Annotated in this window: 15 protein-coding genes; 8 read left to right on the forward strand and 7 right to left on the reverse strand. The window is 71.7% G+C overall.

Annotation, left to right across the window (positions count from 1 at the left end; all coding sequences use genetic code 11):
* The first annotated feature begins 140 nt into the window (after positions 1-140).
* From ABD385_RS24980 to ABD385_RS24995, 4 genes are all read left to right on the forward strand, one after another.
* Complete coding sequence (locus tag ABD385_RS24980) at positions 141-1,748, forward strand: ABC transporter substrate-binding protein (protein ID WP_344580004.1); 1,608 nt, start codon at positions 141-143, stop codon at positions 1,746-1,748.
* The gene (locus tag ABD385_RS24985; protein WP_344580005.1) at positions 1,745-2,698 is read left to right on the forward strand and encodes an ABC transporter permease; all 954 of its coding nucleotides are present in this window, start codon (positions 1,745-1,747) and stop codon (positions 2,696-2,698) included. Before ABD385_RS24980 ends, ABD385_RS24985 begins: the two co-directional genes overlap by 4 nt.
* On the forward strand, positions 2,695-3,528 hold the full coding sequence (locus tag ABD385_RS24990; protein ID WP_344580006.1) for an ABC transporter permease subunit: 834 nt from the start codon (positions 2,695-2,697) through the stop codon (positions 3,526-3,528). Before ABD385_RS24985 ends, ABD385_RS24990 begins: the two co-directional genes overlap by 4 nt.
* 110 nt (positions 3,529-3,638) lie before the next feature.
* Positions 3,639-5,180 (forward strand): ABC transporter ATP-binding protein, encoded by a 1,542-nt coding sequence (locus ABD385_RS24995; RefSeq protein ID WP_344580156.1) that lies wholly within the window; start codon positions 3,639-3,641, stop codon positions 5,178-5,180.
* A gap of 80 nt (positions 5,181-5,260) precedes the next feature.
* On the opposite strand, the gene ABD385_RS25000 is transcribed toward ABD385_RS24995, so the two are convergent.
* Positions 5,261-5,494 (reverse strand): S1 domain-containing protein, encoded by a 234-nt coding sequence (locus tag ABD385_RS25000; RefSeq protein ID WP_344580007.1) that lies wholly within the window; start codon positions 5,492-5,494, stop codon positions 5,261-5,263.
* A 417-nt stretch (positions 5,495-5,911) separates the two neighbouring features.
* Here ABD385_RS25000 and ABD385_RS25005 point away from each other — a divergent pair, with 417 nt between their 5' ends.
* The 3 genes from ABD385_RS25005 (at position 5,912) to ABD385_RS25015 (ending at position 8,463) form a co-directional block, all read left to right on the forward strand.
* Positions 5,912-6,229, forward strand: a complete 318-nt coding sequence (locus ABD385_RS25005) for a hypothetical protein (RefSeq protein WP_344580008.1) — start codon at positions 5,912-5,914, stop codon at positions 6,227-6,229.
* Positions 6,230-6,232: 3 nt separating this feature from the next.
* Complete coding sequence (locus ABD385_RS25010) at positions 6,233-7,828, forward strand: alpha/beta hydrolase (protein ID WP_344580011.1); 1,596 nt, start codon at positions 6,233-6,235, stop codon at positions 7,826-7,828.
* A gap of 80 nt (positions 7,829-7,908) precedes the next feature.
* Positions 7,909-8,463 carry a hypothetical protein gene (locus ABD385_RS25015; protein WP_344580012.1) on the forward strand — a complete coding sequence of 185 codons (555 nt, stop codon included), beginning with the start codon at positions 7,909-7,911 and terminating at the stop codon, positions 8,461-8,463.
* A gap of 171 nt (positions 8,464-8,634) precedes the next feature.
* Here the strand turns inward: ABD385_RS25015 and ABD385_RS25020 are convergent, their stop codons facing one another.
* Complete coding sequence (locus ABD385_RS25020) at positions 8,635-9,156, reverse strand: hypothetical protein (RefSeq protein ID WP_344580014.1); 522 nt, start codon at positions 9,154-9,156, stop codon at positions 8,635-8,637.
* A 219-nt stretch (positions 9,157-9,375) separates the two neighbouring features.
* On the opposite strand from ABD385_RS25020, the gene ABD385_RS25025 reads away from it, so the two are divergent.
* Positions 9,376-10,785, forward strand: a complete 1,410-nt coding sequence (locus ABD385_RS25025; protein WP_344580016.1) for a hypothetical protein — start codon at positions 9,376-9,378, stop codon at positions 10,783-10,785.
* Between the two features lie 105 nt (positions 10,786-10,890).
* On the opposite strand, the gene ABD385_RS25030 is transcribed toward ABD385_RS25025, so the two are convergent.
* The 5 genes from ABD385_RS25030 to ABD385_RS25050 form a co-directional block, all read right to left on the reverse strand.
* Positions 10,891-12,558, reverse strand: a complete 1,668-nt coding sequence (locus ABD385_RS25030; RefSeq protein ID WP_344580018.1) for an APC family permease — start codon at positions 12,556-12,558, stop codon at positions 10,891-10,893.
* Between the two features lie 325 nt (positions 12,559-12,883).
* Positions 12,884-13,222, reverse strand: coding sequence for a nuclear transport factor 2 family protein (locus ABD385_RS25035; RefSeq protein WP_344580021.1), 339 nt, complete (start codon positions 13,220-13,222; stop codon positions 12,884-12,886).
* Between the two features lie 14 nt (positions 13,223-13,236).
* Positions 13,237-14,442: an MFS transporter gene (locus tag ABD385_RS25040; protein WP_344580024.1), complete on the reverse strand. Its 1,206-nt coding sequence runs from the start codon at positions 14,440-14,442 to the stop codon at positions 13,237-13,239.
* Positions 14,433-21,773 (reverse strand): amino acid adenylation domain-containing protein, encoded by a 7,341-nt coding sequence (locus tag ABD385_RS25045; RefSeq protein WP_344580027.1) that lies wholly within the window; start codon positions 21,771-21,773, stop codon positions 14,433-14,435. Before ABD385_RS25045 ends, ABD385_RS25040 begins: the two co-directional genes overlap by 10 nt.
* 9 nt (positions 21,774-21,782) lie before the next feature.
* A complete protein-coding gene (locus tag ABD385_RS25050) occupies positions 21,783-24,950 on the reverse strand; it encodes an amino acid adenylation domain-containing protein (RefSeq protein WP_344580030.1) in 3,168 nt (1,055 codons plus the stop codon).
* Positions 24,951-25,163 lie beyond the last annotated feature (213 nt).

The following is a 25,163-nucleotide window of genomic DNA, read 5'->3' on the forward strand; positions in this document are numbered from 1 at the left end:
CACCTCCCCCCCAGGCGCTCCTGACTCCCCAGACATCCCCAACTCTCCAGTCACCTCTGAAACCGCTCCCGGCACCCCTGAAAACCCCAACACCCCAACACCCTCACCTTCCTGACGACGAATCGGCGAGGTACCTCCGCATGCCTGACGATCCCACCCACCGCCTGCCCCAGCCCGACGCGCGCCCCCTGCCGGGGCTGCGCCGCCGTGGCTTCCTCGCCGCCACCGGCGCCGCCTCGCTCGGTGCGTTCGCCCTCACCGGCTGCGGCGGAACCGGCGACGCGGGGGGAGCTGACGACCCCGGCGGCACCCCCAAGCGCGGCGGGCGACTGCGCGCCGCGTTCTCCGGCGGCGGCGCCAGCGAGACCCTCGACCCGCACAAGGCCAACCTCTTCGCCGACGTCGCCCGCGCCAAGGCACTCTTCGACAAGCTGGCCGACTACGGCGCCGACCTGTCCGCACAGCCCCGCCTCGCCGCGAAATGGGAGCCGAACCCGACCCTGGACCGCTGGCGGGTCACCCTGCGCAAGGCCACCTTCCACGACGGCAGGCCCGTCACCGCCGACGACGTGCTGTACAGCTACCGACGGATCGCCGACCCGCGCCGGACGTTCCGCGCCAAGGCGTCGTTGGAGCCCATCGACCTCGCCGCGAGCCGCGCCACCGGCGACCGGGGCATCGAGTTCGTCCTGAAGCGGCCGACCGCCGAATTCCCCAACGTGCTGGCCGCGTTCGGGGCCTACGTCGTTCCTCGGCACGCCACCGAATTCGACCACCACCCGGTGGGCTCCGGCCCGTTCCGCTTCGTCTCCTTCGCACCCGGCCGCTCGGCGGTCTTCCGCCGCCACGACGGATACTGGGACGGCGCCCCGCACCTCGACGAGATCGAGTTCCTGGTGGCGGGCGAGGAGTCGGCGCGCGTCAACGCCCTGCTCGGCGGGCAGGTCGAGTACGCACACGAACTCGACCCCACCACCGCCCGCGCCCACGAGGGCCAGGGACGGATCGACATCGTCCGGCTCCGCAACAGCGCCATGCAGGCGTTCTGCATGAAGACCGACCGGCCCCCCTTCGACGACAGGCGGGTGCGCGAGGCCTTCTTCCTGATCGCGGACCGCACGGAACTCGTCGACGGGGCACTGTCCGGGGCCGGCGTCGTCGGCAACGACCTGTTCGGCAAGGGCTACGAGTACTACGCCACCGACCTCCCCCAGCGTGCACCGGACCTCGACCGGGCCCGCGCCCTGCTGAAGCAGGCCGGTGCCGAGAAGCTCACGGTCACCCTCGACACCTCGGCCGTCGCCGCCGGTTTCACCGAGGCGGCGAGCATCTTCCGCGACCAGGCCGCGAAGGCGGGCGTCACCCTCGACGTCAAGATGGGCAGCAAGGACTCCTACTGGAGCGACGTCCTCAACAACGGCACCCTGTGCTGCTACCGGTCCGGCGCCATGCCCATCGAGGCCCACCTCTCCCAACGCCTCCTCAGCGCCTCCACCACCAACGCCACCCGATGGCAGCACGAGGACTTCGACGCCCTCTACCAGCAGGCCCAGTCCACCCGCGCCAAGCAGGACCGCGCCGCGCTCTTCGGGCGCATGCAGCGCCGCCTGTACGCCGAAGGCGGCTTCCTGGTCTGGGGCTTCGCGGACTGGATCATCGGAACGGCACGTCGGGTGCGGGGAGTCGACCGCCAGGCGCCCGCCAACACGTTGGACTGGGCCCGCTTCGACAAGGTGTGGCTGGCGTGAGCGGTCTGCGTTCCTTCGTCACCCGGCGGCTGCTGCTCGGCGCCGGGCAGACGACGGCCGTGCTGCTGCTGGTCTTCGCGCTCACCGACGCACTGCCGGGCGACGCCGCCGTCGCCCTCGCCGGCGACCAACCCGACCCGGCCCGCATCAAGGCGATCCGCCAGACCCTGCACCTCGACCGGCCCGCCCACGAGAGACTGGCCGACTGGGCGGTGAGCCTGCTGCACGGTGACTTCGGCACCTCCCTGACCTCCGGCCGGCCGGTCGGCCAGTACCTCACCGACGGCTTCGGGCCGACCCTGCTGTTGGCCGGGCTCACCCTCGTCCTGCTGGTGCCGACCGGCCTCGGCCTCGGGGTGCTGGCGGCCCGCCACGAAGGCCGGCTCGTCGACCGGCTGATCAGCTCCGTGACGCTCGCGGTGTACGCCGTCCCGGAGTTCGCCCTCGGGGTGCTGTTGGTCCTCGTCTTCGCGTTGCGACTGGGCTGGCTGCCGCCCACCGCCGTCGGCTCCGGCGCCGACCTGCTCGCCCAACCGGCCGCACTGGTCCTGCCGGTCATGGTCCTGCTCTCCCGGCCCGTCTGCTCCCTGACCCGCCTGGTGCGCGCCAGCATGATCGACGCGCTCGCCTCGCCCTACGCGGCCCACGCCCGCCGCTACGGCGTGCCCGGCGCCCGCGTCCGCTATCTGCACGCCCTGCCCAACGCCCTCGCCCCCGCCGTCCAGCAACTCGCCCGAACCATCGACTGGTTGCTGTGCGGCGTCATCGTCGTGGAGGCACTCTTCGTGATCCCCGGACTCGGTACGGTCCTGCTCAACGCCGTCGCCGAACGCGATGTGCCCGTGGTGCAGGGCCTCGCCGTGGTGTTCGGCGTGCTGACCGTCGTCCTCAACCTCGGCGCCGACCTGCTCGCCCACCGCCTCACGCCCCGGGCGGGGGTGACAGCGTGAGCTGGCCACCACGGCGCCGCGACGCCCGCCGCTACGCGCTCGGACTCACCGTCATCGCCGCACCGCTCCTCCTCGCCGCCCTGGGACCGCTGATCGCAGGCGACCCGAGCCCGCGGACCGCGTCCTTCACCCTCGGCGACGGCCACTGGGCCGGCACCGACTTCGTGGGCCGCGACGTCTGGCAACAGGTCCTGCACGGCGGTCGCCCCGTGGTCGTGACCGCCCTCGCGGCGACCGCCCTCGCCTACCTCGTGGCGCTGCCCGTCGGACTCGCCGGCGCCCTCACCCACCGCCGGTGGCTGGAGGAGACGCTGATGCGGCCGCTGGACGTGCTGTTGGCGGTGCCGTCGCTGCTGCTGATCCTGCTGGTGGCGTCCGCGTTCACACCCGGTGCCGCCGGGCTCGCCCTGCTCGTCGCGCTGGTCAACGTCCCGGACGCGGCCCGCATCGTGCGCGCCGCTGCCGCACAGGCCGCCGCGCGCCCCGCCGTCGAGGCGCTGCGCCTCCAGGGGGAGAGCTGGTGGTACACGGCCGTCGGCTACGTCGGCCGCTCGATGGTGCGCACACTGGCCGCCGACGCCGGCACCCGGCTCACCGGCGTGCTGTATCTGGTCGCCACGGCCGCGTTCCTCGGCGTGGGGGTCGCACCGGACGCAGCGGACTGGGCGGTCATGGTCGACCGTAACCGCACCGGATTGTTCGTCCAGCCCTGGGCCGTGGTGCTGCCGGCACTGCTCATCGTCGCCCTGACCACGGGCAGCAACCTGCTCTTCGACGCCGCACTGCACGAGCCCGGCGGGCGCCGGGGAAAGAGAGATGAACGCCCGTGAACGACCAGATCACCACCCCAGGCCCACTCGGCCCACTCGGCCCGCTCGGCCGACCCAACCCACCCGGAGCCGACACCACCGCCCCGGCCGGCGCCCCCGCGTCCGCCGACGTGGCGGAGATCCGCGACCTGCGCGTCGAAATCGACGGCCGGGCAATCGTCGACGGGGTCAGCCTGCGGGCCGTGCCGGGCAGGGTGACCGCACTGGTCGGCGCCTCGGGCAGCGGCAAGACCACCACCGGCCTCGCCCTCCTCGGCACGTACCCGCCCGGCTCCCGGGTCACCGGCGAGGTCCGCCTGACCGAGGGAGACTTGGCCGGCTACGTGCCACAACACCCGGCAGCCGTCCTCAACCCCGCACGCCGCAGCTCCGCGCTCCTCAACGACCTCGCGCGCCGCCACGTCCGCGAACTGCCCCGGGCCGACCGCCGTGCGGCAGCCCGGGCCCTGGTCCTGCGTGCCCTGGCCGACGCCCAACTCACCGACGGCGAAGCCCTGTTGGGCCGCTACCCGCACCAGCTCTCCGGTGGCCAGCAACAACGCGTCGTACTCGCCCAGGCACTCCTGCTCGGCGCCCGCGTCATCGTCGCGGACGAACCCACCACAGGCCAGGACGCGCTGACCAAGCGCCGCATCGTCGACCAGCTGGCGGCCGTGGCGGCCCGCGGCATCGCGGTCGTCCTGCTCAGCCACGACCTCGACGTCGTCCGCGCGCTCGCCGACGACGCCCTTGTCCTGCGCGCCGGCCGGGTGGTCGAGTCGGGCCCGCCCGCCAGGCTGTGGCGCAACCCACGCCACGAGTGGACCCGCAGCCTGCTCCACGCCCCAGCAGCGCCCCCGCGGCCCGCGATCCCCCACACCGCCGGTCAGCCCGTCCTGCGCGTCCGCGGCCTCACCGCCCGCCACGGCGACGGCGCCCGCCGCACCACCGTGCTGGACGTTGGGCAACTCACCCTGCACCCCGGTACGGCACTGGCCCTCATCGGCCGCTCCGGCAGCGGCAAGACCACCCTCGCCCGCTGCCTGGCCGGCCTGCACCGCGACCACGACGGCGAGCTCCTGCTCGACGGCATCCCGCTGCCGCACAGCGTCCGGCACCGCAGCCGGGCCCAACTGGCCGCCGTGCAGTACGTGTTCCAAGACGCCCGGGCGGCCTTCGACGAGCACCGCCCCGTCCTCGACCAGATCGCCCGCACCGCGGTACGCCTGCGCGGCACCGATCCCACGACGGCCCGCGAGGAGGCCCGGACCACCCTCACACGACTCGGCCTGCCACCCGACGCGGCGCACCGCCGGCCCGCCCGGCTCTCCGGCGGCGAACTCCAACGCGCGGCCCTCGCCCGTGCCCTGCTCGCCCGCCCCCGGGTCCTGGTCTGCGACGAGGTCACCTCGGGCCTGGACACGGTCGCCCGCCGCAGCCTCCTCGACCTCCTCTCCGGACTGGTCCGCGACCGCGGCGACCTGTCCCTGGTCCTCATCACCCACGACCTGGACACCGCGCGCCGGGCCCACCACATCGCCGTGCTGGACGCGGGCGAACTCGTCGAACAGGGCCCGGCGGACCGGATCCTGACCGCGCCGCGGCACCCGTTCACCCTCTCCCTCATGCGGGCGGTGGCCGCGCCCCGCACAGCGGCAGCCCGGCCACGCTGAGCACGAGCGCCCCGGACGCGCACTCCATGCCCGAGGCAGGAAGCGAAGGACGGCCTGCCCTCGTGCGTGCTCGCGGTCCTTCACGCGTGGTCGGGGGCTCCCGGCGAGTGCTTGACGATGTTCACGTGCTCCGCGTGCCAGCCGTCGGCGTCCTCCGCGGGAACGTAGGTCACCCGCAACCCTTCGACGACGAAGGTTCCGTCCTCGATGGCCCTGCCGTCCACCCTGATTTCGCGGCCGTCGTCCCCGTCGATGTATCCCACGCCTCGTGCCTGGTTGTACCAACGGACGACGCCGCTGACCCTGTCAGCCATCTCTTCGCCTCAAACTTTCTTAATTGCGCAAGTGGGTGACTGTTGCTGGGGGTTTCCTTCCCTCCCCGACGCCGTAGCGATCCTTGCCCGGCGTATCAAGTTCGCTACATCTGAGCGCAGTTGCCCGGTCGCCCTGCCTCAAGCGTCCCGAGAGCGGTCAGGAGCACCGGGTGCGGGGCTCGGGCGGGGGCGGACGAGGCGCGGTCGCGCGTCGGTGCCGCACATCTCCCTCGCTGCCCAGAGGGGTGAAGCTGATCACCCGGAACACGACCGCTCGGCTGGCGGAGGTTCGGCGGATGCCAGCCGAAGGCGATTTCCAGCCGGGACCCGCCGTGATGCGGACAGCTGTCAACTCCATCGTCGCGGTCATGTGATTATTTCGCCAGCAAGTTCGATCAACAGGGGGAATGCAGGGCTATGCCCAATGCCGCAATCTCGGTTACACCCGAGGAGTTGAGAGCGGCGGCAAGCGCCGCCGATGCCATCAGTCAGGACTTACAGCAGCCCGTAGCGACGGCTCGACGCGACATCGAAGCGGCCGGTACGGCGCTGAAGTCCTGGCCCATAGGCCCGGACATGGAGCGAGTCGCTCACGACTGGGGCATGGCACTGGACGAGCTGAGCAAGCGGATTGGCGGCGGTGACCCCAAGAGTGCAGCGTCCAGGCTCCGACGCACCGCCGACGGTCACGAGTACAACGAAGAACTCACCGCTCAATCCTTTCAGGCGCGGTAAGCAGTGCCGGAGAACTACAAGGAACTCCTCAAGCAAGACTTCTCCGATCTGGAAGCCGCCGCCAAGTCCTGGCAGAAGTTGGCCAAGGCACTGGAGGAGGCGCAGGTTCATCACCGGCGCAAGCTGACCGGCCCTCTGCATGCCAGCGAATGGCAAGGGACGGACGCCAGTTACGCCTTCCTGCAGATGGAGGCCAGCGAGTCACAGCTCGGGACCGGACAGTCGGACGTCTCTTCCATCGCCACCGTCTTGAACACCGTCCACACCGAGATGAAGGCGGCTCAGGACGACTTGCGCCGATACGTGCGGACGGCGGAACTCGACGGGTACGTCGTCGATGACCACGGGAACGTCTCGGACAGCAGGCCTTGTCCCACGGCCAACGCCGATGCCGACGCGCAGGCAGAGCACAGCCTGCGCGTCGCCACGCTGGAGGGACACAAGAACGACATCCAGGCCGCCATCGACGAGGCGAGTACCGCGTCCTGGGAAGGGATGCAGCTCCTGCAGCAGATCGACGCCTTCAACCTCAACAAGGACTACGGAGCCTCGAAAGCGGAAGAAGGCGCCCGCAAGGCAGCCGAGTTCGCCCACCTCAGTGAGGATTCCATTCCGTCGAAGAAGGACCCGAAGGAGAACGCCGCGTGGTGGGCGGGTCTGACGGACCCGCAACGGCAGGCATACCTCGACGCCTACCCGGAGAAGATCGGCTGGCTCGACGGGATTCCCTGCGCCGACCGTGACGAGGCGAACCGCAAAGTTGTGGACCGCCAACTCGCGGAGTACGACACGAGACAGCAGAGGGGCGAGCTGGGAATCCACGACCAGCGGAACTACGACGGGCTCCGCAAGATGCAAGACGCTCTCGACAAGGCTGACGGCACCGGCGACGACAGCAAGCGGCTCTACGTCCTCGGGATCGACACGAAACACGACGGACGGGCCGTTGTCTCGAAAGGGAATCCGGAAACCGCCAGCAACGTTGCCATTCAGGTTCCCGGTACCGACAACGACTTGTCGAACGTCGATGAGCAGATCGACCGCGTGGACAGGCTTCAGCAGTCCGCCGTCGACAACGGAGCCAAGAACACTGCCGTCATCTCCTGGCTTGGGTACGACGCTCCGGAGACCGACAACAGCATGTTCTCCACGGGGCGCGCTGACCCCGCCGGCGGCGACCTCCGCAGCTTCACCCACGGCCTGCGCCAGACCCATGAGGGCGATCGTGCGCACATGACGGTGCTCGGGCACAGCTACGGCTCAACGGTGGTGGGTTCCGGCGCCTCCCACGGTGGCGGCTTGGACGCCGACGGCATCGTCGTGGTCGGAAGCCCAGGAATGACCGTGGACCATGCCAAGGACTTGAACATCGACCCCGACCACGTGTGGGCAGGGGGTGCCAAAGACGACTTCGTCTCCAACCACACGTCGGGACTGACCTTGGGCGAAGACCCGATGGAGGAGGAATTCGGCGGCCATGTCTTCGACGTGGACACCGAAGGGCACGGCGGCTACTGGGACAGGGGGAGTGAGAGCTTGCGAAATCAGGGGCGCATCATCGCTGGCCGTGACCCTTCGGAAGGCGATTACCACTCATGATTCCGCGGATTCCCAGGCGGACCCGGCGCATAGGAATGTTCGGATGTGCCCTGCTGGCTCTGCTCGCATCAGGAGGATGCATGAACGACGGTGGAAAGAACGACCCGCTGCCGGTCAGGAGCAAGGAGCAGGCCGAACATCTGGTCCGCAACCTGGTCGACTCGCTGGCAGGGGAGTACGGCCTGCACGTGGACGGCGAGACCGTCAACAAGGAGTTTCGCGCCTGCTTCGGCAGCGAGGGGGAGCATGCCGATGACGGCCGTTTCGACCTGACCTACGCAGTGCGTGCCACGCTTCCCGAGACCGAGCACGGAAAGGCGATCCGTGTCATGCGTAAGAGGCTGGAGGCCCAGGGCTACAAGATCCGCGGATATCGTGAGGACAAGAGCAAAGACCCGTGGGCACTGATGGACGCCAAGGGCGGCAAGGACAACCTCTTTGTCTCCGTGGAGAGTTATACGCCGCCCAATCAGCTCGTCTTCTCGGTGAACACCCCTTGCTTCCTGCCGCCAGGAGTGAAGCAGCAACAGGTCTCCGCCCCTGCGCCTGACGCCAACCCCGTCATGTCGAAGGACCCTCGCCTCGCGCTGATGGCACCGGTCGGGCCCGAACACCGCGGAAATCCCTTCGGGTAGCCATCTCTTGGCGGAACTGCCAAGTAGGGATCTGTTGGCGCGGATCGCGGATCGCGGATCGCGCCCGAGGACTTCTGCATCAGTTGACCAGCATTCCTCAGTCGCCCGCCGTGCGCACCGGGCTCTTGGTGACGGCGTTCGTTCCGACGTTTCCAGCGCTGGCGAAGGTTTTCAGCTGATCAGGGGGGTGTAGGGCTCGTCCTCCGGTGTGTGGATGAGGGTGAAGTCGTCGCCTGCGCCGCGGGCGAGTTGCTGTAGGCGTGCCAGGGCGTCCGCTGCGCTGGGAAGTGCGAGGCCCAGCGCCGCGGCGGTGCGGTTCCTTCGGGTCGTGAGGTCTGGCATGTCCTCCAGGTATTCGGCTGCCAGGTTCCGGCTCTCCTCGGCGGTGAACGCGTGGCAGCTGCGCCACCACGGGGCGACCAGGAGGAGCCGCAGCAACTCGGGAAGGCCGATCGCGACCAGCGCGGCGCCGCCTTCGGAATCCGCGTACAGGACGGGGCGTTCCTCACCCCCTTCGCCGCAGAAGAAGAAGGTGCCTCCGCTGCCGTCACCGGCGAAGCCTTCCAGCGTGGCGCCGGAGGCTAGGTGGACTTCCTCGACGTGGTCATTCCGGTCCAGGTCGAAGTCGCAGGGGAAGGCGAGGAAGGAGGCGGCTTCGTCCCGTTCGCGGAGGGTCGTGATCAGCGATTCCATGTCGGAAATGATACGAAGTGCCGCTGACCACGACGTCGAGGCGGGCCATCGCCTGCGAGGGCGGTGCGGGGCCCGGCTCCTTGGCTGATTCACGGCGATTTCATCGGCTCTTTTTAGGGTGTGGATCCTTGGGGGTGCGTGGGGTGTCTGGTCGTTGGCACGTCCTTCGGGTGGGAGTTGCCCGGGTGGGCTGCGGCACCCGAGCGGAAGGAGTGCGCCGTGCACGAGTACGTCAAGCGTCTGCCGCCGGCGGCGCTGCCGGAGGGCGGGGTGGCGTCCTGGTCCGTCGCCGACGCCGAGCGTTGGCGGCGGGCCCGCGTCCCGGCGGTCTTCGCCCCGGGCGCCGGCAGTTGGGTGCTCCTCGTCCTCGCTGCGGTGTCGTACGTCCTGACGTCCGGGATGTCGGCCTCGCGGGGGAGCGGTGGCGGGGTCACGCCTGGTGGTACCGACTGGCTCGGGTATCCCGCGATGGTCCTGCTGGCCGCGCTGCCGCTGTGGTACCGCCAGCTGCCGGTGCCCACCGTGCCGGCCGCGGTCGTGGTCGCGGTGGACGCGGCCGTGTCCCTGGCGTCGCCCGCAGCCGAGGACCGGCTGGTCGCAACCGGATACCTGCTGGCCCTCATCGTCTCGGCCTGGGCCCTGGCCGGTGCGTGCCTGCGCCTTCGGGCCCGCCGCAAGCAGCGGGCGCTGGCGATCGCCGCGGCCGGCCGGCGCCGTCTCGAACTCCCGGACCGGGCGCCTGAGACGGACGGCTACCGCGGGTTCCCGCAGTTCTACTTCGGGCTCGCGTTCTGTCTCGTCGCCGCCGTCATCCTCGCCGACGGCCTTGTCGAGAGCCTCGCGGCACCGGCCCAGGCACCGTACGACGCCGTCGGGCAGCAGATCGCCGCCCTGCTGTTCCTCGTCCCCGGCACCACGGTGTACGGGTTCGGCCACGTCGCCTACCGGGCGGCGCGCCGCCTGTACGAGGAGCCCCAGCCCGCCTTGATGGTGGGCGTTCGGATCGCACCGGACGGTCGGTACTGGTTGTATCCGGACGCCCGCACCACGTCGGGGCGGCCCCTGATCGGGTGCCTGCCCAAGAGCCGGGACAGTGACCGGACCGCGCGTCTTCTGGGCACGGGTGCCACCTACCGGGTCGGCGACGGGCACTACGACATCGACCCCTACAGCGAACCCTTCGAGGCGGTCCTGTACGGCGCCCCTTGGGAAGGTGCCGAGGTCGCCATGGAGTACGCCGTCATCGAGCGCAGCGCCTACCAGGGGGTGGAGCACACGTACGCCGGCGTCACGGTCGCCGCGTTGCTGCCGCGGCGCTGCCACGGCCTGGACCCGTGGCAGCCTGCCGATGGCGCGGCCCGGGACGCCGCCCGGCGGGACAGGATCCGCAAGGAGGAGCAGCAGAGGCGGGAGTGGGACGCGGAGCGGGAAGCACGCCTGCGGGAGCGGGAGCGGGGCTACGGGGGGCGGGGGCCGGTTCGGCGTCGCGGTGGTGGGACGCGTGGTCGGCGGTACGGCGGGCCCTACAGCTCGGGCGGCGGTGCCGGCTGCGGGAGCGGTTCTGGTTGTGGAGGGCACGGCTGTGGGGGCGGCCATGGTTGCGGAGGGCACGGCTGCGGCGGCGATTGAGCGCAGACCCCTTCTCCGCAGCCCCGTCCCGTGCGGGGACCCCCCACGGGTGTCGCCCGAGTTGCCCGTGCCGTAGTCCGTCCGACGGCCTTCCCAGGCGGTGTCTCAGGAGGCCACGGGTTCGTGTTCCTGTTCCTGGGAGCGTTGGCCGGGCAGGGCGGGCGGCTGCGGATCGGTCTCGTGGGTGGGCGCGGGGTCGGGGTCCGTCAGGCCCTCCCGATGTGCCTGGACGCCGGCGCGTACCGCCCAGAAGTAGAAGCCCAGGGCGGAGACGCCGACCAGTGCGACGTCCACGCCGCCCGGCAGGACGCCGTGGCCGCCGAACTCCGTGCCGCCCAGGGCCGACAGCACCGACAGCCACAGCAGGAACCCGATCATCCACCAGGCGGCGGCGAACTGCCGGGCCAGGTTCCGTTCGCCCCGCCGGCGCAGCACCAGCGCCGCGATCGGCACGGACACCATCACGAGGAGGGTCACCTTGCCGGTGTTGGGCCACTTCGACCAGTACAGGGCGCACGCGGCGAAGGCGAAGGTGAGCGGGCACAGCACGGAGGCCGCGGGCAGGCGGAACGGGCGCGGCAGGTCCGGCTTGGTGCGACGCAGGACGCCCACCGCGACGGGGCCGATCAGGTACGAGACGACCATGGCGGCCGAGATGACGCTGGCCAGGGCCTCCCAGCTGTGGCCGATGGTGAGCAGCAGGAGCACGGAGACGCCGAGGTTGAGCCACATCGCGGGGCGGGCGGTGCCGTAGCGGGGGTGCACCTCGGCGATCTTCCTGGGGAAGAAGCCGGTCTCGGCGAGGTTCTGCGCCAGGTACGAGGCGGAGGCGACGTTGCCGATGTTGGCGCCGCACGGCGAGATGAAGGCGCCGAACTGGAGCAGGGTGACGACCCAGTGCAGCATCAGGAGCTTGGCCAGGTCGGCGAAGGGGGAGGCGAAGTTGATCCCGTGCCAGCCGCCGGCCTCGGCGAGCTTCTCGGGCGGGACCGAGCCGAGGAACGCGACTTGCAGGGCGAGGTAGATCACCAGCCCGAGGCAGAGTGCGCCGACGAGCGCGAGCGGGATGGCCCGGCCCGGGTTCCGGGCGGCGCCGCCGAGGTTGACGACGGCCTGGAATCCGTTGAAGGCGAAGACGACGCCCGAGGTGGTGACGGCCGTCAGCACGGCGGACCAGCCGTTGGGGGCGAAGCCGCCGTGGGCGGTGAAGTTGTCCGTGTGGAAGCCGGAGGCGATGAGCGCGGCGACGGCGATCACCGGGATGGCGAACTTGACCAGGGTCAGGATGGTGTTCGCCCGGGCCAGCAGGGCGACCGACCAGTAGCAGGCGAACCACAGCGCGAAGGTGAGGAAGAGGGCCATCGCCATGCCGGAGAGGGTGAGGCTGCCGTCGGAGACGAGTCCCTCGGCCCAGCCGAAGTTCCAGGAGGACATGTACTGGGTGCCGGCGATGGACTCGATCGGGATCAGGGAGGCGATCGCGATCCACACCGCCCAGCCGCTGACGAATCCGAGCACCGGCCCGTGGGTGATCGAACCGAACCGGGCCATGGCGCCGGGCAGTGGGTAGGCGGCCCCGACCTCCGCGTACGACATGGCGATCATGCCGATGAAGACGGCCCCGATCACCCAGGCGACCAGGGCCGCCGGGCCCGCGACCTGGGCGGCCTGACCGGCGCCGAAGAGCCAGCCGGAGCCGAATATGGAGCCCAGTCCGATCATGATCAGAGCGAAGAGACTGAGGTTCCTGCTGCCGGCCGCGCTCATGTCCATGCCGGGCTACGTCCGTTCTGCTGTGCGAAAAGATCGAGACACACTTTAATTGAACTTTTCGGCATTTCCGCCATGTGTCGAGAGCCCTCGAATTATCGATAATCGATCAAAATGGGGGAGGGGGTGCGTTCGAGAGGGGCGCTTTCGCGTTCTTGGTTCTCCGGTGGGCCTGCGGCCGTCGGCCTGCGGCCGTCGGCCGGCGGGCGCCCGCCTCGCGCCCCCCGCCCCCCGCGGACGCCAGGCAGGGGCGTGTTCCGGGGGAGGCGGGAGGCGGGAGGCAGGTGGCAGGTGGCGCGAGGCGGGCCGGCCGGGGTGGGGCGGGGTGTCAGACGGCGAACCAGACGCGTTCGATGCGGTCCTCGCCGACCTCGTAGAGGGCGACGGCCGGGCGGACCTCGTCGCCCTGGAAGCCGGAGACCCGCTCCTGGTCGATGACGATGCGGCCGTGGGTCACCCGGGAGACGAGTTCGGCGTGCAGGTCGGGGCTGGCGTCGAAGAGGGCGCGGTAGCGCTCGCGGAAGGCCGGGCCCGAGCGGTCGGCGAGCACCTCGCCGGAGGGGAAGGCATGGACCGGGACGTCCTCGACGTAGTAGCCGAGGAACGCGTCGAGGTCGCGGGCGTTGTAGGCGGCGAGCTGGCCGTCGACGATCTCTTCGGGGGTCATGGGAACTCCTTGGGTCAGGCGGCCGGCACGAGGGCGCGGCGGCGGGTGCGGGTGCGGAGGGTCAGCAGGGCGCAGGCCAGGGCGATGCCGCCCACCACGTGCGCCAGGCCGAGCAGTAGCAATCCGGTCCTCAACTCCAGTACCAGGCCGACGAGTTGTTCGCCGACGCCGAAGACCAGGCCGAGGTAGAAGATCATGCTGGCACGGATCTGGCCGAGGTGGGCGGCGGGCGCCGGTTCGAGGATGCGGGCGTTGGTGAAGTGGATCCAGTAGGCGTTGACGAAGGTCAGCACCACGTAGAGGGCCATGTGGACGGGGAAGGCGGAGCGGCCGACGACGGCGCCGATCGCGCCGCAGACGGTGAGGGCGCCGGCGAAGGCCAGTGCCCAGCGGTGGGAGCGCTCCGGGTTCCGCAGGAGGGGGGCGGTCAGCCAGAAGGCCAGTCCGTAGAAGAACCAGGCACCGGAGAAGGCGATGCCGGTGGGCACCAGGGTCTGGGCCTCGGCGATCACGCTGGCGTAGACCATCATGCCGGAGAGGCTGACCAGGAAGGCCAGTTGGAGGAGGTTCCACGGCCACAGCTCCGGGAGCCAGTAGCTGCGCACCGCGGCGCCGCCGCGCCGCAGGACGTGGCGCCACTCGAAGCCGAACTCGCCCTCGCCGGGCTCCGGGCGGGCCAGCAGCAGCCAGATCACCAGGAGCGAGGAGGCGATGTCGAAGACGAGGGCGACGACCAGGGTGTGGGCGGTCCAGGCGGGGATGGCCGCGCAGAGGACGGCGGCGAAGACCATGGCGCCCTGCGGGGAGGTCACCATCTGGAGTACCGCGCCCTGGGCGCTGGAGCCGGAGGCGTCGGCGAGCAGCCGGTAGGCGAGGACCGAACTCGCGCCCACCAGCGTGAACCGCAGCGCGGTCCACACCAGGACGAAGTCCGGCCCCGCGGTGCCGAGCCAGGTCAGCAGGAGGAAGGCCGCGGCCAGGGCCAGTTGCATGCCTTGGAGCAGGGCGAACTTCCGGCCGATCCGGCCCCGGTCGGCCCAGACGCCGACCAGGAGCGCGCCGACCACCCCGAGCACCTGCCGTTCCATGCCCAGCAGGCCGACCAGTCCGTCGGAGTGGGTCTGCGCCTGGAAGCTCGGCACCAGCAGCAGCCACAGGACCGTGGACCCCAGGGAGCTGAGGAGGATGGTGGAGAACGTCGCCTTCATGTTCACGCGCACCGCCCCAGGGCGCGGTTCAGCGCGGCGCCGTCGAGCAGCTCCGGCAGCGGGACGTCGACGCCGAAGCGGTGGTGCAGGGCGTGGGCGAGGCGCAGGGTGGTCAGGGAGTCCGGGGCCGGGAGGGCGCCGTCGGCGGTGGCGGTGTCACCGAGGAGTTCGGTGAGCAGGTCGCGCAGGGCTGCCGGGTCGACGGCGTCGAGGCCGGCGGCGTGCGCGGGCGGCGCGGGGCGGTCGTAGGGCCGGCGCTCGCCGTCGGCGGGCGGCGGGAGTTGGGCCAGGAGCGCGGTGAGGTCCGGGCTCTCGCCCGGCTCGTCCAGCAGGTCGGCGAGGACGGCGCGGTAGACGCCGGCGACGGCGTGGATCGCCGCGCTGCCGAGGACGTGCGCCGCGGCGTTGAAGTTGACCCGCATCCGGCGGGTGAACAGGTCCGCGTTGAAGGTCGTCAGCAGCGCGAAGTCGGCGTGTTCGAACCACTTCAGGTCGCCGATGACCTGCTCGCCGTCCTCCCCCAACTGGTCTGCGTAGGCGGTGAAGTTGACGAAGTTGAACGCCGTCTCGACCAGGCGGCGCCCGCCCATGTCCTGCTGGATGCCGGCGTAGGCGTAGCGGCGGTGCGGCAGGTGCTCGTGGTCGATGCGGTTGACCGCGGCGATCAGTTCGTCCCACGGGCCGTCGGTCGCCGTGCGCAGCGGCACGATGTTGAGGAAGAGGCCCACCATGCGGTCGGCTTCGAGGTGTTCGGGGCGGCCGTGGCCGAAGACGCCGGTGGTCACGTCGGTGGTGCGGGTGATCAGCGACAGGGCGCGGAAGTGCGCGGCCAGGCACAGGTGCTTGACGGACACGCCGTGCCGGACGGCGAGCGCGGCCAGGCGGTCGTACTGCCCCTCGTCCAGCAGGATCTCGGCCTCCGACCAGCGGCGGCCGGGCTCGGGGAGCCGGGGCAGCGTGGTGTCGGGAGCGCCGGTCAGCAGCGCGGTCCAGTAGTCCCGGGCCGCGGTGTCCTGCTGGGCGGTCAGGTCCAGGGCGACGTAGTCGCGGTAGGCGAGCGCCGCCGGTCGGTGCGGAGCCGGGGTCCGACCGGCCAGGACGGCGCGGTAGTCGCCCAGCAGGCGGGCCATCAGGCCGGAGAAGCTCCAGCCGTCGATGATCGCGTGGTGGAAGCTCACCGAGAGGTGGAAGGAGTCCTCGGTCGCCCGGTGTGCGAAGAACCGCATCTGGGTCGGCAGGTGCCAGTCGAAACCGGTGCTCTTCTCGTCCTCGAACCAGGCGTCGACGTGCGCGGTGCGCTGTGCCGCGTCGAGGTGGCCGAGGTCGTGCACGGCGAGTTCGACCCGGCCGTGGGGGTGCACCCGTTGCAGGGGCCGGCGGTGGCCGTCCAGTGCGAAGGACGTGCGGAGGATCTCGTGGCCCTCGGCGTCGACCATGGCGGTCAGCAGCCCGGTGAGGACGTCCTCGTCGAGGGGGAGGTCGATGCGGTAGCGGATCAGGTCGTGGAAGACCGCCTGCGCCGGATCGAGGTCGGTGTGGAAGATCATGCCGAGCTGGAGCGGGGTGGCCGGGTAGGCGTCCACGACGTCCGCCGGCAGGCCCGCGCGGTCCGCGGCGTCGAGCAGGTCGAAGGGCTCGCTCCGGGCCGTCCGGGCCGACGCGGCGTCGGCGACCGTGACCGTGCCCCGGTCGGTCAGGGCGCGGATGGTCTGGAGGCGGAACAGCTCGTGCAGCGGCACCTCGTAGCCGGCGCGCCGCAGGGCGCCGACGAGCCGGATGCCCTGGAGGGAGTCGCCGCCCAGGTCGTAGTAGGCGTCGTCGATGCCGACCCGCTCCAGACCGAGGACGTCCTGCCAGACGGCGGCCAGGCGGGCCTCGGTGGCGTTGCGCGGCGCGGTGTGGGCGCGGGCGGTGCCACCGGAGTGGTCCTCGGGGTGGGGCAGCGCCCGCCGGTCCGTCTTGCCGTTGATCGTCAGCGGCCAGCGCTCGACCTCCACCAGGAAGCTGGGCACCATGTAGCCCGGCAGCCGGTCGGCGAGGTGGGCGCGCAGCTCCTGCCGGTCGAGGGTCTCGCCGGGCAGCGGGACGTAGTAGCCGGCCAGGGCCTTGCCGCCGGTGCGGCGGGTGAAGGCGACGACCAGGGCCGAGTCGATCCCGGGGTGTGCGGCCAGCGCGGCCTCGATGTCGCCGGTCTCGATGCGGTAGCCCTGGATCTTGACCTGGGCGTCGCCGCGGCCGAGGTACTCGACGTCGCCGCCGGGCAGCCGGCGGGCCAGGTCGCCGGAGCGGTAGCCGCGGGTCGGACCGTGCCCGAGGTCGAGTTCGACGAAGCGCTTGGCGTTCTCCTCGGGCCGGTTGAGGTAGCCCAGGGCGACGCCGCCGCCGGTGACCGCGATCTCGCCGGGGGTGCCCAGCGGCACCGGCCGGCCCAGGTCGTCGACGAGGTAGAGGCCCAGGTCGGGGATGGGCTCGCCGATCATGCTGCCGGGGGCGCGGGTGTCGGCCGCGCGCACCGGACGGTAGGTGACGTGCACCGTGGTCTCGGTGATGCCGTACATGTTGACCAGTTGGGGGCGGGCGTCGCCGAAGTGCTCGAACCAGTCCGCCAGCCCGGCGAAGTCCAACGCCTCGCCGCCGAAGACGACCTGGCGCAGGCGGACGTCGTCGGGGCCGACGCGCTCCATCAGGGCCTGCTTGACCTGCCCGAACGCGGACGGCGTCTGGTTCAGGACGGTGACGCCCTCGGCGACGACGAGGTCGGCGAAGTCCTCCACGGACCGGCTGACCCAGTAGGGGACGACCACGAGGTGGCCGCCGTACAGCAGGGCGCCCCACAGCTCCCAGACGGAGAAGTCGAAGGCGAAGGAGTGGAACAGGGCCCAGGTGTCGGCCTCGGAGAAGCCGTACCAGTCCTCGGTCCGGGAGAACAGCCGCAGGACGTTGCCGTGGGTCACCAGGACGCCCTTGGGGCGGCCGGTGGAACCGGAGGTGTAGATGACGTACGCCGGCGAGTCGGCGCGCAGGCCGTGCTCCGGGCCGTGGTCGGCGCCCTCGCCGATCAGGGAGTCCAGGACCTCGGCGGTGCCGGTGACGGTGGCGCGGTCCGGGAAGAGCGCGCACACCTCGGCGGTGGCCAGGACCAGGCGGACGTCGGCGTCCTCGACGGTGGTGCGGATGCGGTCCTCGGGGTAGCCGGGGTCGATCGGCACGTACACCGCACCGGCCTTGAGGGTGGCCAGGATGCTGACGACCATCTCGACGTCACGCTCCAGCGCCAGCGCGACGAGGTCGCCGGGGCGGACGCCGTGGGCGGCCAGGTGGTGCGCCAGCGCGTTGGCCCGTCGGTCCAGTTCGCGGTAGGTCAGCCGCCGGCCGTCGCAGGAGACGGCGGTGGCGTCGCCGTGCTTGTCGGCCATGGCCGCGAAGCGGTCGACGAGGGTGGCGCTGCCGTCCAGCTCGGGGGCGGTGGGCAGGGCCACGGCGGGCAGCAGCACGGCGCGTTCGTCGGCGGTGAGCGGGACGGTGTCCGCCCAGGGCCGTTCGCCCTGTGTGGCCAGTGCCTGGTAGCAGCTGCCGTAGTACCCCAGGTAGCGGTCGATCTGCTCGGCGGTGAACTGCCCGGGGTCGTACCCCATCCGGTACTCCCAGCCGCCTTCGTAGGCGTTGGCGCCGACGTAGACGACGAGCGGCGCGTTGGTCTGCTCGAAGTAGTCGACGGCGCGGACGGCGGGCCCGTCGTCCGGGGCGTCCTGCTGGTGGACGTGGAAGTTGGTGAAGTTGAACAGCACGTCGAAGACCGGGCCGCCGTGCAGCTTCTGGATGGCCGGCAGCGGGTACCAACGGTGCGGCTGCAGCCGCTGTTCCAACGCGAAGCAGGCCTCGGCCAGTTCGTGCCAGCTCTGCCGGGGGTCGAGGTCGAGGCGGAACGGCAGGGTGTTGAGGAACATGCCCAGCGCGGTCTCGGCACCGTCGACCTCGGGCCGGCCGTTGGCGACGAGGCCCGTGGTCACCTGGCGCTGGTTGGCGACGAACGCCTGCACCCGCAGGTGCGCGGCCAGGAAGACGCTCTTGAGCGGGACGGACCACTCCTGGGCGCGGCGGCGCAGCGTCGCCAGCAGCTCCGGGTCCAGGGTGCGGGCGGCGACGACGACTTCGGAGGTGACCCCGTGGCCGCGGTCGGCGCCCAGCCGCGGCACCTCGGTCATCTCGGCGCCGTCGAGTTCGGCGGCCCAGAAGTCCCGCTGGGCGGGGTCCTCCTCGGCCTGGCGCTCCAGGACGGCGTACCGGGACTGGAGGGTCACGGCGGGGGCGGGCGCCGCGTCCCGGCCTTCGAGGAGGTCGCCGTAGCCGCGGACCCACTCCTCCACCAGGGAGGCGACGCTCCAACCGTCCAGGAGGGCGTGGTGGAAGCTGAGGCCGAGGACGACGCGGTCGGCGGCGGTGGTGAAGATCCGGACGCGGTAGACGGGGGCGCTGCCCGGGTCGAGGGGCGTGCGCTTCTCCTGCTCGGCCCAGCTGGCCACGGCGGCGGACGGGTCCGCGGCGGTGCGCAGATCGGTGATCTCCACCGGCAGTGCCGGGGCGTCCTCGACGACCATGTGGGGCCGGTCGAAGGACTCCAGGTCGAAGCGGGCCCGCAGCACGGGGTGACGCTCCGTCAGTCGCTGCCAGGCGGCCACCAGGGCGTCGTCGTCGACGCGCGGGACGTCCACGTGGTAGCGGAAGACGTCGTGGTAGACGGGCACGTCGGTGTCCACGCTGCTGTGGTAGATCATGCCCTGCTGGAGCGCGGAGGCCGGCCACGCGCCGGTGTCCTCCGTCACGGGCCCGGGCCGGGCCGCCTGCTGGGCCGGGCGCACCACGGCCGCGAGGTCGGCCAGCCGCTGGTGGGCGAAGACCTCGCCGACGGTGACCTCGTAGCCGGCCTGACGCAGCGCGGCCACCACCCGGATGCCGAGGATGGAGTCGCCGCCCAGCGCGAAGAAGCTGTCCCGCGCGCCGATGCGTTCGGTGCCCAGGACGTCCGCCCACACCGCGGCGATCAGGCGCTCGGTGTCGGTGGCCGGCTCGACGTGGTGCGCCGCGGCGTCCTGCTGGGCCGGGCGCGGCAGGGCGGAGAGATCGCGCTTGCCGTTGTGGTTGGTGGGGATGGCGGGGACGGTGACGACGAACTGCGGGACCATGTAGGACGGCAGCTCGCCGGCGAGCGCCGTGCGCAGCGCCGTCTCCTCGAAGTCCGCTGCGGCCACGACGTAGGCGCACAGCGCCTTCTCGCCGCGGTCGCCCTCGACGGCCGCCACCGCGCACTCGACGACGCCGGCCACGCCGCTCGCCAGGTGCTCGATCTCGCCCAGTTCGATGCGGTAGCCGCGGATCTTCACCTGGGTGTCGAGCCGGCCGAGGTACTCCAGGACGCCGCCGGGCAGCCAACGGGCCAGGTCGCCGGTGCGGTACAGGCGCCCGAGGCCGTCGGGGCCGGCGACGAAGCGTTCCGCGGTCAGTTCCGGTGCGTGCAGGTAGCCGCGGGCCAGGCCGACGCCGGCGATGCAGAGTTCACCGGGCACCCCGATCGGGGCGGGCGCGCCGCTGCGGGTGCGCACCAGCAGCGTGATGTTGTCGATGGGCCGGCCGATCGGCACCGAGCGGGTGGTGTCGACGGTGTCGCAGTCGAAGTAGCTGACGTCCACCGCGGCCTCGGTCGGGCCGTAGAGGTTGCTCAGCCGGGCGTCGGGCAGCGCCTCGCGGAACAGTTCGACGTGGGCGGCGGCGAGCGCCTCACCGCTGGCGAAGACCTGCCGCAGCGAGCCGAGTCGGGAGGTGGTGCCGGCGGCCCGGGTGAAGGTGAGGAAGGCGTGCAGCATGCTCGGCACGAAGTGCAGGGTGGTCGCCCCGCTCTCGGCGATCCGCTCGACGATCCGCTCGGGGTCCTTCTCCGCGCCGTTGGGCAGCGTGGCGACCGAGGCGCCGGCCAGCGACCACCAGAAGATCTCCCACACCGACACGTCGAAGGTGAACGGCGTCTTGTGCAGGATGACGTCGCCGGCGCCCAGGGGGTACTGGCGCTGCATCCACCACAGTCGGTTGACGATCGCGCGGTGCTCGACGACCACGCCCTTGGGGCGGCCGGTGGAGCCGGAGGTGTAGATGACGTAGCAGGCGTCGTCGGGACCGGTGACGGGGTCGAGGTCGCTGCTCTCGGCCGCCCAGTTCGCCGGGTCGTCGAGGTCGAGGACGGGGTGCGTGCCGAGCACCTCGGCGGTGTCGCCGGTGGTGAGCACCAGTTCCGTACCGCTGTGCTCCAGCAGGTAGGCGATGCGGTTGTCGGGCAGGGTGGGGTCGATCGGCAGGTAGGCGCCGCCCGCCTTGAGCACGGCGTAGAGGGCGGTGAGCATCGCGGCGGACCGGGGGATGCAGACGCCGACGATGCTGCCGGCGGTCACGCCGCGGGCGCGCAGGGTGCGGGCCAGGCGGTTGGCGTCCGCGTTGAGTCGGGCGTACGTGGTCCCGCTGCCGTCGGCGACGGCGATCCGCTCACCGTGCTCGCGCGCCCGCTCCTCCAGGAAACCGTGGAGCAGCCGGCCGTCCGGGAACTCCGCACCGGTGTCGTTGAACTCCCCTTGCAACAGGGCGAGTTCGGCGTCCGACGGGGTACGGAAGGCGTCGGTGGCGGTGTCCGGCGCGGTGGTGAGGGTGTGCAGCAGCGTGCGGTAGCCGTCGACGAGGCGGTCGGCGGTGGCCTCGGTGAACAGCGTGGGGTCGTACCGCAGGGCAAGGCGCGGGTCGGCGCCGGTGGTCAGGGAGAACAGCAGGGGCGCACCGGCCTGGTCGGCGTCCTGCGGGCCGAGGTCGCCGTCCACCGCGATCATGAAGTCGGTCGGCCGGCTGCCGGCACGCTCCAACAACTGCCGTACGGGCACGTCCAGATGGGACGCCACGTCGAGGTATCCGGCGCGGACCGCTCCGAGGAGCTGCTTGGCCGCGGTCCCCGCCGGTATCCGCACGTCCAGCGGGACGGCGCGGTTGGGGGCGTCGAAGTGCTGCGGCGGCACGGGCAGGTGGACGACGACGTCGTCGCGGTCGGTGGTCCGCGCGGCGAGCAGCGCCAGCACGGTGGCGGCGACGGTGCGCAGCAGCACCGCGTCGCCCGAGGTGATCCGGGTCAGGGCGGCCGCGGTGGCCGCGTCCAACGGGACGTCGGTGGTGCGGGGTTCGCCGGCGTCGGGGCGCAGGTGATCGCGGATGACCTGGACCGGTTCGGTCCAGCCCTGGCTGCGGGCCGCCCAGAACTCCTGCTGGTCGGGGTGGTTGCGGAGGGCCTGCTGGACCTGGAGTGCGCTGGTCATGGGGTCCTTCTAGAAAGAGAAATCGGCGTACGCGGGGGTGACCGCGGTCGTGGGCGCCGAGGAGTCGAACAGGGGGGAGTGCGGGGCGGCGTCGAGGTCGTCGAGCAGCTCGCCCACGCGGTGGAGCAGGTATTCCGCCGAGGACGCGGTGAACAGCGCGGTGCTGTACTCCAACTCCAGCACCGTGCCGTCGGGCCGCTGGAACGCCTGGAGGTTCAGGTCGAAGCGGCAGGAACCGGTGTGCAGCAGGGTGACGTCCACGTGCAGCCCGTCGCGGGCGAAGCCGTGGAAGTCGATGTTCTGCAGGGCGAAGAAGGCGTCCAGCAGGGGGAGTCGGGCGGCGTCCCGGGGCAGCCCCAACTGCCCGACGATCCGGTCGAAGGGATACGCCTGGTGCTCCAGGGCCTCCTGGTGCCGCTGGTGGGCGGCGTCCAGGAGGTCGGCGAGCGTGGCGGGTCCGTCGACGGTGAGGCGCAGCGGGGCGGTGTTGACGAACATGCCCACCACGGACTCGAAGTCGGGGTGGATCCGCCCGCTCATCGGGCTGCCGACCACCACGTCCCGCTGTCCGGACAGCTGCATCAGCGCGGCGGTGTAGGCGCTGAGCAGCACGGCGAACGGCGTGCTGCCGGACCGTTCGGCGATCCGCCGGACCGCCGCGTCGCGCGCGGACGTCAGCGCCAGCCGCACCACCGCTCCGTCCTCCGCGCGCACGGCCGGGCGGGCGTGGTCCGTGGGCAGTTCCAGCCGCGGCGGGTCGGCCAGGACCTCCGTCCAGTACCGTTCGTCCGCCGCGAACGCCCCCTCGGCGAGCCGCTCGGCGTACCACTGCGCGGCATCGGCGTAGCCCCACTTGGGCTCGGGCAGCACGCCGCCCGAGAGCAGCTCCGTCAGCTCCTCCGCGACGATCCGCAACGACACCCCGTCGAACACCGCATGGTGGACGTCGAGGTAGAGCCGGTGGAAGTGGTCGTCCAGCCGGATCAGCAGCGCTCGGAACAGCGGCCCGCCCGCCAGGTCGAACGGCCGGACGAAGGAGGCGAGAGGCGACCGGTCGTCCTCACCGGCGAACACGTCGGAGTCGGGCGGCCCGACCATCTCCACCACCGCGTGGGGTTCCGCCAGTTGCCGCGGTCCCTCGTCGGTGACGACGAGCCGGGTCCGCAACGCATCGTGCCGACGCACCAGTTCACCCAGCGCGGACCTGACCGTGGCCGCCGTCACCGGCCCGTCGAGGTCGATGCGCAGCGGAACGTGGTAGGCCAGCGACGCCGGAGCGACCTGGGCATGGGTGTGCAGCCCGTGCTGCTGCGGATGAAGGACGGTGGGGGCCCCGGGCGCAGCCGGCGTGACCGGCGGCAGACCGGCCGACGGCGCCTGTCCGGCCCGTCGCACCGCCTCCGTCATCCGCGCCAGGGTGCGGCTCTCGAACACCTCCCGGTACGACAGGGCCACCCCGTCCCGTACCGCCAGTCGCCCGATCAGGGCCCCGGCAGCCAGGGAGTTGCCGCCCAACGCGAAGAAGTCGTCCTCGGGCCGCACGGCGCGGCCCTTGAGCCGCAGCACTCCGTCCCACACCGCGGCCAGTCGCGCCTGCTCCGGAGAGAGTCCGGCGTGCGCGCGCTCGTCACCCGACACCTGTGCGTGCTCCGCTCCCACCGGGGGCAGCGCGGCCTTGTCGACCTTGCCGTTGGTGTTCAGGGGGAGTCGGTCCAGCGTCACCAGGTGGTCCGGCCGCAGGTAGTCGGGCAGCCGCCCGGCCAGTGCCGCCCGGACCCGTTCGGTTTCCGCACCCTCGTCGAGGACCAGGTAGCCGACGAGGTGCTTGCCCGCCTCGTCCGCCGCGACGAGCACGCATCCGTCCAGGACGCCCGGGCAGCCCAACAGGGCCGCCTCGACCTCCTTGACCTCCACCCGATGCCCGCGGATCTTCACCTGGTCGTCCACCCTGCCGTGGAAGTGCAACAGGCCGTCCGCGTCCATCGACACGCGGTCCCCCGTGCGGTAGCAGCGTTCGCCGTCGAGGGTGACGAAGCGCTCCGCGGTCAGCTCGGGCCGGCCCAGATAGCCACGGGCCAGTCCGCTCCCGCCGGTGTACAGCTCGCCCGGCGTGCCGGTGGGCACGGGCCGCCGCTCGTCGTCCAGGACCCGCACGGTCGTGCCGTTCAGCGGGCGCCCGATGGGCACCGCGGCCGGCTCCTCGTCACGCACCTCGTGGGTGGTGGTGAAGGTGGTGTTCTCCGTCGGGCCGTAGCCGTTGATGATCCGCAGTCCCGGGTACGCGGACCGCAACGCGTGTGCCTGGCGGGCGGGCAGCACGTCGCCGCCCACCACGACCGTGCGCAGCCGGGCGAAGACCGCGGGATCGGCGTCCGCGGTCTGGCTGAACAGCGGGGCGGTCATCCACATCACGGTGATGGCGTGGCGCTGAAGGAAGCTCTTGAGGGCGGACGGCACCAGCAGCGTTTCCTTGCCGGTCACGTACAGCGTCGCGCCGTTGAGCAGGCACCCCCAGATCTCGAAGGTCGCGGCGTCGAACTCCAGGGCGCCGGTCAACAACAGCCGCTCGTCCGGGGAGAAGCGGAAGAAGCCGTTGTCCCGCACCAGTCGGACGACGCCGGCCTGTTCCACCAGCACGCCCTTGGGGCGACCGGTGGACCCGGAGGTGAACATCACGTAGGCCAGCGGGGAACGCCCCGCCGCGCCGGGCGCCGCACCGGCCGGCGGGGAGATCCCGGCCCGCTCGCCTTCGGCGATCAGTGCGTGCAGCGTCATGGTGCGGGTCGCCCGCGGTAACGCGGACGTCAGCGCGCCGGCCAGTCCTGGTGCACAGACCAGCAGTTCGGCGCCGCTGTCCCCCAGCATCTGGGTCAGGCGCTCGCCGGGGAAGTCGGGGTTGACCGGGAGGTAGGCGCCGCCGGCCAGCACGATGGCCAGGGTGCACACGACCGCGTCGGCCGAACGCGGGAAGGCCATGGCCACCGGCGTCTCCCGGCCCACGCCCAACGCGATCAGCCCGGCCGCCACCCGGCCCGCACGGTCGTGGAGTTCGCGGTACGACAGCGTGGTCGCGCCGTCGATCACGGCCGGCGCATCGGGTCGGCGTGCGACCTGTTCGCGGAAGAGCTCTTCGAGTAACGGATGCTGACTGGTGCCTGGCACAGGCGCCGTGTTCATCAACGGATGGACCTTTCCCGTCGCGCGCCGGTCGGGCACGCCTACGAACCGACGGGCATCGGGGGTCGCCCGAGCACCGTCGCGGTGGAACGGCAAGGAGTGCGGGTGTGGGGATGGTGTGGGGTGCTGGGCGGCGGGAGGGGGAGGAGCGGGGGAGGTTATGCGGACCCGGTCCTCGGCCCCTGGCAACTGATGTGACGCTGCGCGTCGTTA

Source organism: Streptomyces lunalinharesii (genome assembly GCF_039532155.1).
Lineage (GTDB): Bacteria > Actinomycetota > Actinomycetes > Streptomycetales > Streptomycetaceae > Streptomyces > Streptomyces lunalinharesii.